This is a genomic window from Caulobacter sp. 10L414 (assembly GCF_056395525.1).
This window is the reverse complement of the sequence record NZ_JBFTJR010000018.1, coordinates 1-15,335: the sequence shown is the minus strand read 5'-3', so window position 1 is coordinate 15,335 and position 15,335 is coordinate 1. Positions and strand designations below refer to the sequence as shown.

At 71.3% G+C, this 15,335-nt stretch carries 10 protein-coding genes; 3 read left to right on the top strand and 7 right to left on the bottom strand.

The window, feature by feature from the left end; translation table 11 throughout:
* The first annotated feature begins 46 nt into the window (after window positions 1-46).
* Window positions 47-1,258 (top strand): ROK family transcriptional regulator, encoded by a 1,212-nt coding sequence (locus tag AC1DCG_RS09540; protein WP_477030010.1) that lies wholly within the window; start codon window positions 47-49, stop codon window positions 1,256-1,258.
* A gap of 3 nt (window positions 1,259-1,261) precedes the next feature.
* Window positions 1,262-1,570, top strand: a complete 309-nt coding sequence (locus AC1DCG_RS09535; protein ID WP_477030009.1) for a DUF1244 domain-containing protein — start codon at window positions 1,262-1,264, stop codon at window positions 1,568-1,570.
* On the opposite strand, the gene AC1DCG_RS09530 is transcribed toward AC1DCG_RS09535, so the two are convergent.
* From AC1DCG_RS09530 to AC1DCG_RS09500, 7 genes are all read right to left on the bottom strand, one after another.
* Complete coding sequence (locus AC1DCG_RS09530; protein WP_477030008.1) at window positions 1,567-2,289, bottom strand: SGNH/GDSL hydrolase family protein; 723 nt, start codon at window positions 2,287-2,289, stop codon at window positions 1,567-1,569. The two genes, AC1DCG_RS09535 and AC1DCG_RS09530, sit on opposite strands and share 4 nt — an antisense overlap.
* A complete protein-coding gene (locus AC1DCG_RS09525; protein WP_477030007.1) occupies window positions 2,286-5,714 on the bottom strand; it encodes a glycosyl hydrolase 2 galactose-binding domain-containing protein in 3,429 nt (1,142 codons plus the stop codon). Before AC1DCG_RS09525 ends, AC1DCG_RS09530 begins: the two co-directional genes overlap by 4 nt.
* A 50-nt stretch (window positions 5,715-5,764) precedes the next feature.
* Window positions 5,765-7,246 (bottom strand): carboxylesterase/lipase family protein, encoded by a 1,482-nt coding sequence (locus tag AC1DCG_RS09520; RefSeq protein ID WP_477030006.1) that lies wholly within the window; start codon window positions 7,244-7,246, stop codon window positions 5,765-5,767.
* Window positions 7,243-8,415 carry an AGE family epimerase/isomerase gene (locus tag AC1DCG_RS09515; RefSeq protein WP_477036510.1) on the bottom strand — a complete coding sequence of 391 codons (1,173 nt, stop codon included), beginning with the start codon at window positions 8,413-8,415 and terminating at the stop codon, window positions 7,243-7,245. The genes AC1DCG_RS09520 and AC1DCG_RS09515 overlap by 4 nt, the downstream gene beginning before the upstream one ends.
* Window positions 8,402-9,325: an ROK family protein gene (locus AC1DCG_RS09510; RefSeq protein WP_477030004.1), complete on the bottom strand. Its 924-nt coding sequence runs from the start codon at window positions 9,323-9,325 to the stop codon at window positions 8,402-8,404. Before AC1DCG_RS09510 ends, AC1DCG_RS09515 begins: the two co-directional genes overlap by 14 nt.
* A 123-nt stretch (window positions 9,326-9,448) precedes the next feature.
* Complete coding sequence (locus AC1DCG_RS09505; protein WP_477030003.1) at window positions 9,449-10,639, bottom strand: glycoside hydrolase family 27 protein; 1,191 nt, start codon at window positions 10,637-10,639, stop codon at window positions 9,449-9,451.
* 315 nt (window positions 10,640-10,954) lie between these two features.
* The gene (locus tag AC1DCG_RS09500; RefSeq protein ID WP_477030002.1) at window positions 10,955-12,970 is read right to left on the bottom strand and encodes a TonB-dependent receptor; all 2,016 of its coding nucleotides are present in this window, start codon (window positions 12,968-12,970) and stop codon (window positions 10,955-10,957) included.
* A 168-nt stretch (window positions 12,971-13,138) separates the two neighbouring features.
* Between AC1DCG_RS09500 and AC1DCG_RS09495 the strand changes: the two genes are divergently transcribed.
* Window positions 13,139-15,169 carry a phytase gene (locus AC1DCG_RS09495; RefSeq protein WP_477030001.1) on the top strand — a complete coding sequence of 677 codons (2,031 nt, stop codon included), beginning with the start codon at window positions 13,139-13,141 and terminating at the stop codon, window positions 15,167-15,169.
* Window positions 15,170-15,335 lie beyond the last annotated feature (166 nt).

The window sequence follows — 15,335 nt, the reverse complement described above, 5'->3', positions numbered from 1 at the left end:
ACCGACCTATCGCGGGCCACGCCGCAGGTGCTAAGCCAGAGCACAGATGAGCCAGTCGCCCAAAAGCCCCGCCCGCAAGACCTCGCAAGCCGGTCCGAGCCTGTCCGGCACGAATCTGGAACGAGCCGGCGACTACAACCAGCGGGTCACCCTGCAGTCGATCCGCATCGGCGGCGCCAAGACCAAGCCCGAGATCGCCGCCCTGACCGGCCTGACCGTGCCGGCCATCACCAACATCACCAAGCGCCTGCTGGACGACGGCCTGATCGTCGAGGCGGGCAAGCTGCACGGCGGCCGCGGCCAGCCGGCCATGACGCTGGCGGTCAATCCCGACGGCTGCTTCTCGATCGGCCTCAACATCGACCGCGACCACGTCACCATCCTGCTGCTGGATTTCGCCGGTCAGGTGCGGGCGCGCTCGACCTGGGAGGTCGCCTTCGCCGGCCCCGACGCGGTGGCCGAGTTCTTCGAGACCAACTGGAAGAGCTTCCTGAAGACCAAGGGCGTCGAGGCCGAGCGGATCATCGGCGTGGGCGTGGCGATGCCCGACGACATGGCTCGCGTCGACCTGCCCCATCGCCCCGCCGAATACGGGGCCTGGAACACCACCGACGTGCGCGAGCTGCTGTCGCGCCGCCACGACCTGCCGGTGACCGTCGAGAACGACGCCGCCGCCGCCGCGCTGGGCGAACTGCATTTCGGCCACGGCATGAACGCGCCCAGCTTCTTCTACGTGCTGGTCACCTCGGGCCTGGGCGGCGGGCTGGTGGTCGAGGGCGAATACTTCCGCGGCGCCCAGGGCCGCAGCGGCGAGCTCGGCTTCCTGCCGGTGAACTCGCCGCGCATCGACGTGGCCACCCTGCAGGAAGCGGTGTCGCTGTCGGCGCTCGCCCAGTTCCTCGAGAACAACGGCTTCTCGATCGCCGCTCCGGGCGACCTGGAAACCCTCCCGCCCAAGGGCCTGGACGCCGTCGAGGCCTGGATTGACCTGGCCGCCGACCTGCTGGCCGGACCGATGGTGGCCGTCAGCTGCCTGATCAATCCGCAGGCGGTTTATATCGGCGGCCGCCTGCCCGAGAGCCTGGTCGACCGCCTGGCCGCCGCGCTGGAGACCAAGCTGGCCGCCATTCCCGGCGTGCCCGCCCTCGCCCCGGTGCAGCGCGCGGCCCTCGCCGCCGACGCGCCGGCCATGGGCGCGGCCATCCTGCCGATCATCGAACGCCTGCTGCCCTCGCGCGCGGCCCTGCAGAAGACCTGAGACATGACTGTCGAAATCGACGACCGCCTCGCCGCCGCCGCCTTCCGTCGCCTGGTCGAGCACCTGCGCCTGCGCACCGACGCCCAGAACGTCGACCTGATGGGCCTGGCCGGCTTCTGCCGCAACTGCCTGGCCGACTGGGTCAGCGAAGCCTCCGACGGCGCGGTCGATCGCGACCAGGCCCGCGAGGCGATCTACGGCATGCCCCAGTCGGAGTGGAAGGCAAAGCACCAGGCGCCGGCCAGCCCCGAGCAACTGGCGCGCATGGACGCCAGCGTGGCGCTGAACAGGAAGCTGCGCGGCCAAGACTAGGTCAGGGCCGCACGTATCGCAGCCAGGGCCACGGGCTCCATCACCGCATAGCCTTCCTGGGTCGGATGCACCTGGTCGTAGGCCAGGCCCGGCTTCATGCCCGCCCGGCCGTCGTCCATCACCGCGGCGTAGTCGGCAAACACGCAGCCCTGCTCAGCCGCGAAGGCCTTGATCCAAGCGTTGAGGCGCGGGATCTCGATCTCGGGGCGCAGCTCCAGCTTCCAGGGATAGGTCGCCGCGGGCGTCACCGAGCCCAGCACCACGCGCACGCCTGCCGCATTGGCCAGCACGACCATGGCCGAGAGGTTGTTGCGGGTCGCGGCCGGATCATAGGGACCGGTGTTGCCGGCGATGTCGTTGGTCCCGGCCAGGATATGCACGGCCGCCGGCTTCAGGGACACGACGTCGGTCATGAACCGCAGCAGCATCTGCGGGCTTGTCTGCCCGCCGATGCCGCGCCCGATGAAGCCGTTCGCCTCGAAGAAGGCCGGACGCGCGTCGCGCCAGCCCTGGGTGATCGAGTCGCCGATGAACACGCAGCGCCGACGCTCGGGCGGCAGAACGGCGTCGACAGCATCGGCCTCTCGGTAACGCGCCAGCCAGGGCCAGTCGGTGCGCAGGCGAGCCTCCTCGTCGCTCGGCGCGGGCGCTCCGGCCTGGGCGGCCGCGAGGTTCGGCAAGGCCAGGCCCGCCAGGGCCAGCAGCGACCGGCGTCTCATCGCACCGTCTCGACGCGAGGCGTGACGTTCCAGCCGCGCAGGGCGACCCTCGCCCCCTTCCCCGCCCCGGCCGGATGGCGGATCTCCACCGTCCGCGTCTCGCCCGGCAGCAGCGAGACGTAGTTGTCCGAATAGTAGGCAGGCAGGACGCGTTCGCCCTTGGCGTCGACGAGGGTCAGCTTGGCGTTCAGGGCCGGAGCCGAACCCGTGTTGGCGAGGGTGACGGCGACGACGCCTTCGCCCTTGCCCGTCTTTCCGGACCTGGCCGACAGCGTCACCGACTGGGCCGTCATCGCCGACAGCCGCCGCTCGCCCGCGTCGTCGGCGCCGACCCAGTAGAGGTTGCGCGACAGCACCGCGCCGTCAGGGCCGGTCAGGTCGAGCCGCACCACAGCCGCCTCACCGGCCTTAAGGCCCAGATCCAGCGCCCGTCCGGCGGTCACGGCGTTGGCGGCCGCGTCCACGGCGTCGGTCTGGTCGGAAAGCACCTTGCCCGACAGGTCCAGGACGCGCGTCCGCAACCTGGCTCCGGTCACCGGCGCGGTCGTGTTGTTGACCACCGCCAGCGCGTGGTCGGCCAGGCTCATCTGCGCGTGGACGGGCTCAGCCGCGGCCTTGGTCCCGTAGAAGGCGCCGTGGGTGTCGTAGTCGTGGCTGAGGATCTGCCACATGGTCGAGGGCCAGGCGGGCTGGGTCATCCACAGCAGCCGGCCCGAAGACTTCGTCCAGAGTTCCTGGTTCATGCCCTCGAAGATCGCGCGATGCGTCTCGTAGTTCATCAGCTGGGCCTTGCGTTCGAAGTCCTCCAGGCTGACGGGCGCCCCGAGCTTGCGGGCCATGGCGTCTGTGAAGGTCTTGGTCGCGCCGTTCCCGGTGGGATGCCAGTCGTGATAGGCCCACGTGTCGCTGATCGGCCAGCGGTCGGGCGCGGGCACTGCGGCCGAAAACGCCTCAAGGGTCGGGAACGACGGCGTGCCGACCTCGACCGAAAAGCCCTTGGCGTGCTCGGTGAAGTAGGTTTCCGGCTCACGGTAGTTGTAGGGCCCGCTGTTCTGCAGGTTCACGCGGTTCGAGCTGCCGGTGTACCAGCGCGTGCCGTCCAGGTCGTGGACCAGGGCCTCCAGGCCCTCGTTGAGGATCGGGTGCGGCACCCCCTCGTTGCGGCCGAACCACAGCACGATCGAGGGATGGTTGCGATAGCGCCTGACGACGTCGGCGGCGTTGGCCAGGAACAGCGGCACGTCCTGGGGTTCGAGCTGGTAGTCCTGGGTCGAGGCCCAGAAGTCGTTGAGCACCAGCAGGCCGTACTCGTCGGCCAGGTCGTAGAACGGCTCCTCGGTGTTCTGGCCCACCCAGTTGCGGATGGTGTTGAGGCCCGCCTCCTTGTGCAGCCGGAAATAGGGCTCCAGCCGCTCGCGCTCGATGCGCTTGCGCCAGTCGTCCGTGCCCCAGTTGCCGCCCCGCGCGGCGATCTTCACGCCGTTGACCTTCAGCACCAGGTGCGGCGCCAGGCCCGTCTCCGCGACGTCGCGCACCGCCGGCGAGGCGTCGCCCTGCGCCGTCAGCGAGGTCGCCCAGCCGTCGACCACCTTGCGGATGCCCTCGTGGCTGCCGTCGGTGATGTCCTGGCCCAGCTGCCTGGCCTTGGAGAAATCGACCTCGACGCGCCGCAGATGACCGGCCGGGTTCATCAGGGAAAGCTCGTAGGTCACCTGGCGAATGCCGAACCGCAGGCGCTTTTCGTCCGAGGCCCGGCCGTCCACCGTCGCCGTCAGGGTCAGATCGTGCAGGGCCTGCTCGCCATAGCCATTGGGCCACCAGAGCCTGGGATTGGCGATCGCCAGCTGCGGGAACTCGGCCGGCGTCATTCGGATGCTCGAAGCGCCGGGCGCCGCGGTCGCCGTCTTGGACACCGTGACGCCGTCGAATGCGGCCGTAACCGTGACCTCCACCGGACGGTCCGACAGGTTCTCGACCGGCGCCAGGATCTCGACCTCGGCCAGGCTGTTCTCGGCCTTGCCAGCCACGTGGGGCAAGGTGGTGACCACCTGCGGGTCGCCCAGGCGCGCGTCGCCGGAGGCCTCCAGCACCACGTCCTGCCACAGGCCGGTGTTGCGATCGCGGACGCTGGGGATCCAGTCCCAGCCCTCGCTGGCCACGAAGGTCGGACCGTCCAGCGCCATCATGCCGCCGTTCTCGCCCACGCCGGCGGTCAGCGACTCCTCGTGCGCCAGGCCCGGATGCGGCGGCGGCGAGACCTTCACGGCCAGCACGTTGCCGACGGGCCGGAGCTTGCCGGCGACCTCGAAGCGGCCCCGTACGAAGGCGCCCTTCATGTCACCCAGCTTTTCGCCGTTCAGCCAGACCTCGGCCGCGTAGTTCACACCCTTGAACGTCAGGCGCGGCCGCTTGCCGGCCATCGCCGAGGGCGCGTCGAAGGTCGTCCGGTACCAGTAGGCCTGCCGGTTGAGGCTCTCGGGGATGGCGGTGTTGTTGAGGCCGTAGTCAGGATCGGGATAGACGCCGCGGTCAACCAGGGTGGTCAGAACGGTGCCGGGCACGGTGGCGGCGTACCAGCCCTTGGCGTCAAAGCCGGCCGACGAGATCGCCGCACCCTCTCCGACCACCTTGGGCGCCTCGGCCAGGGTCCAGCGCTTCAGCGTCCAGGTGCCGGGTCCGGCCTCGACCAGCGCCGGACCGGCATAGGGCGGCTTGGCGACGGGCGCCGAGATCGCGCCCTTGCCCTCCGGGCGCGTCCAGGCCTCCTGCGGCGTGACCTGGCCGGCCTGCTGGCGCACCTGCACCGGCCAGGTCGGACTGCCGGTCTCGAACACGGTCAGGGGATCGGGCCGGCGAGCCGCCAGTGCTCCAACCTCCCGCTCGGAGAGCGCTCGGGCTTCGGCGCGGAAACCCGCCACCTGTCCGGCGAAGGGCGCGAACCCCGGCGCCTTTCGCAGCCCGAGGACGACCATGGCCGGCGTCGCGGCGGCGGGCGCGGCGCCCTGGGCCTCGGCCTTGCCGTCGACATAGAGGGTCACCCTGGCGCCGTCGGAAACAGCGGCGACAAACCGCCAGTCGCCGGGTTGAGGCGCGTTCCCGCTCCTTATCGTGGTCCCGGCGCTGACGACGGCGTAGCCATCGGGCCCGACGGCGAGGAGCCGGCCGCTGGCCAGGTCGCCGATCCCGGCCACCAGCGCTTGGCCCGACTGCGTCTCGGAGGTCTTGATCCAGGCCGACAGCGACCAGGGCGCGCCGGCCGGCAAGGTCTGGCCTTCCGCGGCGCCGGCCAGCGGACGTGAGAGACCGTCGCCGCCGGCTGGAAACTCGGCGTTGTAGGGGCCCCAGGCCTGACCGACGGCCGTCAACGGCGCCAGCAGGGCCAGGGCGCAACCGGCGACCAGGACGGATTTGGAGCGGGTCTTCATCCTCTTCGTTTCCTCCGCGCGCGGCTTGGTCGCCGCTTGTTGCTGATGGTCTAGGGTCGTGTGTGGAACCGGCAGGCGGGCTCCTCGCCCGTCTCGGCCCTCGGCCCGGAGGCGGCGAAGACCAGCCGCTCGCCCGCGCCGCGCTCGGCCGGCCACGGCGGCGCGCCCGGCGTGCTGGGATCACCCGTTCGAGCAAACGCGGCCCAATAGGCCTGGATGGGCGGGCGCCCCTCCGTGGGGCGATCGAAGACGTAGGCCAGCTCCGAACCGTGCCCCACGGCCGCCTGGCCGGGCGCGGGAACCTCCAGCTCGTAACGCCAGACCTTGCCGCCGGCCTTCTGGCGCAGGCGCGCCGTCTCGCCGGCCGGACAACGGAACATCCTGTCGGTCGCCAGCCGCAGCACGGCGTCGCCCCGCACCGGATCAGCGGCGGGCGGCGAGGCGCCGTCCAGGCCATAGACGGCTAGAACCTCCGAGGCGCGCGACCCGAAAGCCTGACGGGTCCAGGCCCGGGCGCGCTCGGGCTCGCCGCCGAACAGGCCGATCTCGCGGGCGCTGGAGCCGACGATCATCGGCCTGACCGCCGGGTCCTTGAGCAGGACCTCAGGCGCCTCGGGCAGCACGCGCCCGTCGATCACCGCCTGGGTCCAGATGAAGCCCTGGTCGTCGATGGGAGCCGTCAGGGCTTCCGCCGCTTTCAGCAGTTCGTCCCCGGAGACACGCCTGAGGTCGTCAAGCGAGCTTGCGCCGACATGACGCGCCAGGTCTTCGCCGATCGCCTCGTTCTGCTTCAGCGAGCGCGGCGGAAAGCCGAAGCCCGGCGTTCCGCTCTGCAAAATCCCCCGTGCGAACAGGTCCCGCGCCTCCGGGCTCAGCATCACGAGACCGACGTCCTGGCCGCCGGCCGAATGGCCAAACAGGGTGACATTGGCCGGATCGCCGCCAAAGCCGCCGATGTTGTCGCGCACCCATCGCAGGGCCGCGATGATGTCCATCAGGGCGTAATTGCCCGAAGCCCCGCCCTGCTCGGCGCTCAGGCCAGGATGCGACAGGAAGCCGAAGACGCCCAGGCGGTACTGCACGCTGACCAGCACCACCCCCTGGTCGACCAGGGCGGACTCCACCGTACCCGCGCCCGAACCGGCGTGGTTGGCGCCGCCGTGGATCCAGACCATCACGGGCAGGCGCGCGCCCGGCGCATGGCGCGGCGAGCGGATGTCGAGGTAGAGGCAGTCCTCGCTGGAGCGCGCGGCGTCCGCCGCGTTCCATCCGCGCGAGGTCTGCAGGCAGGCGGGCCCCGAAGCGCGCGCTGCTCGCTCGCCTTCCCAAGACGGCATCGGTTGCGGGGGCTTCCAGCGCAGATCGCTCACCGGGGGGCGAGCGAAGGGAACGCCCAGGAAGGCCTGGCTGCCATCCGCTCGTTCCTCGCCGATCAGCAGGCCGCCGACCGTATGCACGCGTACGGGATCGGCCGCCGCCGGCGCCGCCACAGCCAGGAAAGCCGTCAGGAGAACGCCCGAAGCCCTCTTCACGAGGCCACGCGAAGCCGGGTGTCAGCGCGAGCCAGGGCCGTGCTCAAGGCCTCGATGGCGCAGACGATGTGGTAGAACGAACTGGCCGGCGCCGCCTCGTCGATCATCCGGCCCTCCGGCGTCAGGCGATCGAACCAGAGACCGGGCGTCGGCGTCGCCAGATAGGCCTCCAGCCCACGGACGGCTTGGGCCGCCAGCGCCCAATGCTCGGCCTTGCCGGTCTCGATCGCGGCCAGGGCGTGGGCCTTGATGCGTTCGGTCTGCGGCCACAGGCGCGCCTGCGCGTCATGCGGCGAGAAATCGTCGAGCAAGGCGTTGATCGCGACGTTGCGCCCCTTGTCGACGCCATGCCGCTCGCCGATCTCGATCAGCCGCAGCGCGGCCTTGCGGCAGGCCTGGGCGTCGGCCGGGTCATCGGCCAGCCCCGCCCAGCGCAGCAGCAGCCAGGCCCATTCGAACTGATGCCCGGGTTCGACGATGCGCCCCGCCAGGCCCGGCGCCGGGCGCCAGGCGTCATCGAACGTCTCTCGCAACGCGCCCTCATCGTCGATGAAGACCTCGAGGGCCAGCGCCTTGATCTCCATGGCCAGGTCGCGCCACTCGCCGTCGCCGTCAGCCTCGATCCAGGCCAGCGCGGCCTCGAACAGGTGCATGTGCGGATTGGACAGCAGCACTCCGTCGGGCGGAAAGGTCGAGTGGAAGCCGGCCACGGGATGTCGGAACGCGGTCAGAACCGCGTGTCGCAAGGCCTCGGCGCTGACCTCGGCGGCCGGCCCCAGCACGACGTCCATGTCCGCCAGGGCGAACAGGGCGAAGGCCTGATCATAGAGCACGGCGCTGTCGTCCAGCACCCTTCCGTCGTCGTCGACCGCCGCCCGGATCAGGCCGCTGGCCTTGACGTAGCGGGTGAGAAAGGCCGCCAGACCGCGACGCACGGTCCGTTGGTGGACAACGGCTCCCAACCGCTCGGCGCCGACCAGGGCGTAGAGTTGCCTGGGCTGCACCCTGGCCCGGCGGAGGCTCGTGATCGGACGACCGTCCTGGCCGAGCTTTTCCTCGAAAGCCCCCGAGGCGTCGACGCCGGCCTGGCTCCAGAGCGGGATCGCCGCCTCGGCCAGCCAGCGCTTCAGCCGGCCGCAGGCGACGCGGGCCTCGTCAAGCGGCGACATCGCCGGCCCAGTCGGCCTGGCTCCACAGGCGCGCGGCCCCGCGCACGCCCGAGGAGTCGCCCCAGCGGGCCTTTACGATGCGGCTCTCCCAATTGTCGGTGAAGACGTGCGGGCCGACCAGCGCCGGCAGGCGCTCGTAAAGCAGTTCGACGTTCGACATGCCGCCGCCCAGCACGAAGACGTCCGGATCGACGATGTCGGCGATGACCCCCAGCCCGCGGGCCAGGCGGTCGAGATAGCGGTCGAGCGCCCCCTGGGCGACAGGGTCGCCCGAGGCGGCGGCCTCGACGATGGCCGCGCCGCTGAGATCGGCGCCGCCGTGCTCGCGGAAGTCGCGGCGGAAGCCGGTGCCGGAAATCCAGGTCTCAAGGCAGCCGTGGCGGCCGCACCAGCATTGCGGGCCGGGGCTCTCCTCGGCCTTGGGCCAGGGCAGCGGCACATGGCCCCACTCTCCCGCCACGCCGTTGGCGCCCTCGACCAGCTTGCCGTCGATGGCCAGACCGCCGCCGCAGCCGGTGCCGATGATGACCGCGAAGGTCACGCGCGCGCCGGCCGCCGCGCCGTCGACCGCTTCCGACAGGGCCAGGCAGTTGGCGTCGTTGGCCAGGCGGATGGGGCGCTCGAGGACAGCCTCCAGATCCTCCCGGAACCGGCGGCCGTTCAGATAGGTGGTGTTGGCGTTGCGGATCAGACCCGTGCGGGGCGACACCGAGCCCGGCGCGCCCACGCCCACCGTGCCCTTGCCCCCGACCGCCTGCTCGGTGCGCTCGACGAGATCGCGCACCACCTTCAGCGCTGCGTCGTAGTCGCCGGGCGTGGCGGCGCGGAGCGTCGACAGCACGCGCCCCTCCGGCGAGAGGGCCGCGGCCTCGATCTTGGTTCCGCCGAAATCGACCCCGATCTGGATCACCCGATACTCCCTCGTCGCACGCGTCATCACCGGACGCCGCAACCTCCAGCGGTCAGAGGCTTACCTTGGGTCCGCCAACCGCGCCAGATTAAAAAAAGACTTTTTATTTATTCATACTACAAGTCAGGGCGTGACCTTGATCATCACGACGCCATGGGCCGGCGCCTCGGCCGAATAGCCGCCCTTGCGAACGCCCAGGTCCTTGCCCGCCCACAGATCACGCACCTTGGCCGGAAGGGTTTCGGGGTAGTCGAGCATCGCCCAGTCCACGCCGATCGTCGCCGGCGCCTGGCCGCGGTTCAGCAGCACGACCGCCCGGCCGCCGCCCTTCAGGGGCCGCGCCCAGACCTCCAGGTCGCCCTGCTTGGACACCCGCCGCGCCTGGGCGCCGAGCGGATCCTGATCGACGGCGATGACTTCCTTGTTCGTCAGGATGGCCTTGGTGTCGGCGTCCATGTGGCCGATGTCGTTGCCGGCGACCAGCGGGGCGGCCAGCATCGCCCAGAGGCTGAAGTGCGCCCGGTACTCCTGCGTGGTCATGCCGCCGTTGCCGACCTCCAGCATGTCCGGATCGTTCCAGTGGCCGGGCCTGGCGTGCGGGTAGAGCTCGACCTGCTTGTCGAGGATGTTCATGACGCCCAGGCTGTAGCCCTTCACGCCTTCCCAGGCGTCGTAGATGTCGCCGGTGGTGCGCCAGAGGTTTCCGACCGACGCGCCCCAGGTCCAGGGCTTGGAATTGCCCCACTCGCAGATCGAGAAGACGATGTCCCGGCCCGAGGCCTGAAGGGCCGCCGACATGATGTAGTAGGACGACGGCGCGTCCTGCGTGCCGGCCATGCACCAGTCGTATTTCAGGTAGTCGACGCCCCAGGCGGCGTACTGGCGGGCGTCCTGGTACTCGTAGCCGCGGCTGCCGGGACGACCGGCGCAGGTCTTCAGGCCGGCGTCGGAATAGATGCCGAACTTCAGCCCCTTGGAATGGATGTAGTCGCCCAGCGCCTTCATGCCGCTGGGAAAGCGCTTGGGATCGGGCTGGATGTCGCCGCGGGCGTCGCGCTCGCCGTGCCAGCAGTCGTCGATGACGACGTATTCGTAGCCGGCGTCCTTCATGCCCGAGGCGACCATGGCGTCGGCCATCCGCCTGATCAGGGTCTCGTCGACGTTGCAGCCGAACTTGTTCCAGCTGTTCCAGCCCATCGGCGGGGTGCGGGCCAGGCCGTTGTCGGGCAGAGGCGGCGGCGGATCGTCGGCCAGGGCCGGAGCGGCGGACGCGAGCAGGGACGCGGCCGCCAGGGTCGAGACGAGGCGCTTCATGGGTTCACGCTGGCGATGGGGTGAAGAGAAGGACGGTCCGCCGGTCCCTTGGCTCCCGCTTGCAGGAATCTTGGGAAAGGCGCGGGTGAACCGGCGGACCGCGAGGCGACGAGGGCCTCAGTCGATCAGGCGGGGAAGAAAGCGGTTGGAGGGCGCGAAAGCGCGCCGGGGCCGTGCCCGAAAATCATGTTTGCCTCCCCAAGTCCTGCGCCGCGTCCTTGGTGGCGCGGGCGGTTGGCTTGAGACGGAGGTGACCACGGCGGCCCGGCGGCCGTCAATAGAATAAATAAATTTGTTTTTCTTTTTACCGCTACCTCAATGGATCCAGGTGACGCCCACCCTCAGGCTGCGCGGCGCGTCGTAGCTGGTGATGCCGTCGCCGGTGCGGCCGGTGGCGACCTCGGCGTCGAGCGCGTTGCGCAGGTCGAGCTCCAGGCGCGTCGAGGCGCCCAGGGCGTAGCGGGCCGACAGGTTCAGGGTCGTGGCCGCCGCCAGCCGGCGCGTGTTGAGGTCGTCGTCGAAGCGCGCGCCCTCGTGGCGGGCGGCGAGGAACAGGTCCAGGTGCTGACCCGCGCGCCATTCCAGGCCGGCCGAAGCGGCCACGCGCGGCGCCTGGGCCGGACGCTTGCCGGTCAGTTGCCGGGCCTGCGCGCCGCCATCGACCTCGGCGTCGGTCGCCATCGCCGAGCCGGTCAGCACAAGGCGCTCGTCGAGGCTGGCGCGGCCTTCGATCTCCAGCCCGGCCGCATCGATGCGGCCGACGTTCCGGCGCTGGCGCAGCACGCCGCCGGCCGGGATGAAGCCCGCCGTCGGGAAGGTCGCCGGCCCCTGCCCGATCGTGACGTTCGCCACCGGATCCTCCAGCCGGTTGAGAAACAGGGTGGCGGTCAGGCTCGCCCCCTTCCCTTCCAAGCCGGCCCCGGCCTCGACGCCGTAGAGCCGCTCGGGCTTCAGGGCGGCGTTGGCCTCGGTGACGTCGTTGCCCACCCGGAACGGCCGGTGCAGTTCGTTGAGGCTGGGTGGGCGGAAGCCGGCATAGGCGGCCGTGCGCACGAAGCCCGCCCCTACATCGCGGCGCAGGCCGATGCGGCCTGTCGGCGTGGTCGTCGAGCGCCCCGCGGGGGTTTCGTCCAGCGTCGCGACGCCCGTCTGCAGGTCGAACTCGCGGCGACGCGCGTCGAAGGCCCGCCAGTGGTCCAGGCGCAGGTCGCCAGTCAGCAGCCACGGCCCGGCCGTCCAGCTGGCGTCGGCATAGGCGCCCAGGGTCGCGGTCCGCCCGCCCGCCTCGCGCAGGCGGGTGAACTGGCCGCCCATGTAGCGGAAACGCTCGTGGGTCTCGCCTTCGGCGGCGCGCAGGTCGGCGCCGACCTCCCATTCCAGCGGCCCGCGCACGCCGCGCAGGGCGGCGTTGAAGCCATAGCCGTAGGCCGGCGTCTCGAACTGGTCGTTGGCCGGCGTCGTGAAAGCCCGGCCCGCGCCGACGGCGACCGAACGGTTCTGCAGGTCGCTGACCACGCTCCAGGCCTGCAGCCGCCAGCCGTTGCGCCCCTCGGCCGGCGCCTGCGCCAGCGTGAGGCTGGCCTGGGCGCCGCGCGAGCGGGAGTCGGCGCCGACCAGGCCCGAGCGACGGTTCTCGTCATAGGCGGCGATGCGGGCGGCCACGGCCGGGCCGGCCGCAAGGCGGGCGTCGTAGCGCAGCGCCGCCGACCAAGTGTCGAGGGCCAGCGGCTCGTCCGCCGCGCCCCTACCCTCGCGCACCGGCGTCCAGCCGTCGGAACGCTCGGCCGTCACGCTGGCCAGCAGACCGCCGCCGCCCGCATTGACCGCCGCGCGGCGATAGCCCAGGCCGCCGCCCTCGACGCCGGCCTCCAGCACCGGCCCGCCGCCGTCGCGCCCGGTCAGGGCGACGACGCCGGTCAGGGCGCCCGCGCCATAGGCCTGGGCCCCGGCGCCGCGCACGATGCGCAACGACTGGATGGTCTCGGACGGCAGGCCGCTCCAGATCACCCAGCCGCCGAAGGGATCGTTCTGCGGCACGCCATCCAGCGTGATCAGCGCCCGCCCGGCCCCCGAGGGCGCGATGGCCCGCAGCGACAGTCCCTGCGTCGTCGGATTGGCGGCCAGGCTGGACGTCCGCCGAAACAGCGACACCCCCGGCGCGCGCGCCAGTTGCTCGTCGAGACGCGGCGAGCGGGCCCAGGCCGGATCGGCCAGGGCGGTGATGGAGAACGCCCCCTCGCCGGCCGAGGGCGGCAGGCGGGCGCCGGTGACGACGACTTCCGAGACCGGGGCTTCTGGCGCGGGCGCGGTCTCGAAGGGGGCGTCGAACATGGCGGCTCCGGAGGATTGAGAGTCGGCGCAGCCTATCGTCGCCCCGCCGCAAGGGAACACCCGGCCGGGCAAAAGCCGTCGACCGTCATCAATCCGTTTTGAAATCGTCGCATAAGCCCTCGCGCGCGGCCGCACGGCTTGCGCGCGGTATCCCGGGGGACAAGTCGGATGACCCATCTTCGCGCCAGCGCCGCCATCGGCGTGCTCGCCTTCCTGCTCGGCGCCGGATCGGCCCTGGCCCAGGCCCCGGCGGTCGCCCCCGTCGTCGCCACCGCGCCGACGGTCGAGGGCGGCGCCAACGGCGTGGCCCTGATGCGCAATCCGGCCGCGCCGGAAAAGAGCCTGATCGCCGCGACCGGCGAAGGCGGCGGACTGGAGCTCTACGGCCTCGACGGCAAGAAGGTCGGCGCGATCCCCGGCGGCGAGGTCTATGGCGTCGACGTGCGCGACCTGGACGGCAAGCCGCTGCTGGCGCTGCTGGACCGCAAGGGCGCCCGCCTGCGCCTGGCCGCCTACGACTTCGCCGCCGGAACCTCCGCGAGCCTCGACGCCAAGCCCCTGACGCTGGACTACGCCGGCGAAGGCGTGTGCCTGCATCGCTCGCCCCGCGACGGCTCGCTCTACGCCTTCACCCTGGGCGTGGCCGGCCAGATGGACCAGTGGCTGCTGTTCCCCACCACCGAGGGCAAGCTGGATGGACGTATCGTGCGCCGCCTGCACCTGTCGTCCGAGGCCAAGTACTGCGTCAGCGACGACGCCGCCGGCGCGCTCTACGTCGCCCAGGAAGCGGTCGGGATCTGGCGCTACGACGCCGATCCCGAGGCCGAACCCGTGCCGACCCTGGTCGACGCCAACCGCCTGGGCCACGTCGCCGGCGAGGTCGCGGGCCTGACCCTGGTCGACGGGGGACCGAGCGCCCGTTTCCTGGTGGCCGCCAACGCGACCGCCGGCGACTACAACGTCTATGACCGCGGCCGCGACGACGCCTTCGTCGGGACCTTCCGCATCCAGGCGGGCGACCAGAACGCGGTCGAGAACCCCTCGGGCCTGTTCGCCCTGCGCGCGCCCCTCGGCGATCGCCTGCCGGCCGGCGCCCTGCTGGTCGCCGACGACCGCAAGGCCGACGCGAACATGAAGGCGATCTCGTGGGCCGACGTCGCCGCCGGACTGAAGCTGGCCGTCGGCGACGCGGCCGGGTCCAAGCCCGCCAAGGACTTCGCCGCCGTGCAGCCGATCATGGAGACCAGGCCCGTCGACCATGACGGCGACGCCGCCGACGATCCGGCGATCTGGGCCAACCCGGCCGATCCGGCCAAGAGCGCCATCATCGCCACCGACAAGAAGGGCGGCCTCCTGGTCTACGACCTGTCGGGCCAGCCGCTGCAGTACCTGGCCGACGGCAAGATGAACAATGTCGACCTGCGGGCCGGCTTCAAGCTGGCCGGCCGCGAGACGATCCTGGTCGCCGCCAGCGACCGCACCCACAAGTCGATCGCGCTGTACACGCTGGACCCGGCGACGCGACAGCTGACCTCGGTCGCCGACGGCGTGCAGGCCACCGGGCTTTCCGATCCCTACGGCCTTTGCATGTATCGCGGCCGCAAGGGAGAGACCTACGTGTTCGTCGGCGATCCCGACGGCCTGGTGCGCCAGTGGAAGCTGGTCGCCCAGGCCAACGGCAAGGTCCGCGCCGTTGCGGTGCGCGACGTCAGGTTCGACACCCAGACCGAAGGCTGCGTCGCCGACGACGAGACCGGCGCCCTGTACGTGGCCGAGGAGGACGTCGCCCTGTGGAAGCTCGGCGCCGAGCCGTCCGACCGCAAGGCGCCCAAGGCGATCGACCGCGTGGCGTCCAACCCGGCCCTGAAGGACGACCTGGAAGGGATCGGTCTCTACCGGCAGGCGGGCGGCAAGGGCTATCTGGTGGTCTCCAGCCAGGGCAACAACAGCTACGCCGTCTATCGCCGCGAGGGCGACAACGCCTATGTCGGCAGCTTCTCGGTCACCGCCGACGGGGCAAAGGGGATCGACGGGATCTCCGAGACCGACGGCCTGGACGTCACCAGCGCCTCGCTGGGCGCAGGCCTGGAAACCGGCGGCTTCGTCGCCCAGGACGGCCGCAACGTCTTCCCGCCCGAGCACCAGAACTTCAAGCTCGTGCCCTGGTCGGCGATCGCCGGGGCGCTGGGCCTGAAGTGAGACTTAAGGCGCGCTCGCTGAAGGGGGAGCTGTCGCGGAGGTCTAGACATCGGCGCTGACCCCCTCCGGCCCTCCGGGCCACCTCCCCCAGAGGGGGAGGATCTATTGGCGCCGGCGCTCTTCGAGATGCTCCCCCTCTGGGGGAGCTGTCGCGGAGCGACTGAGG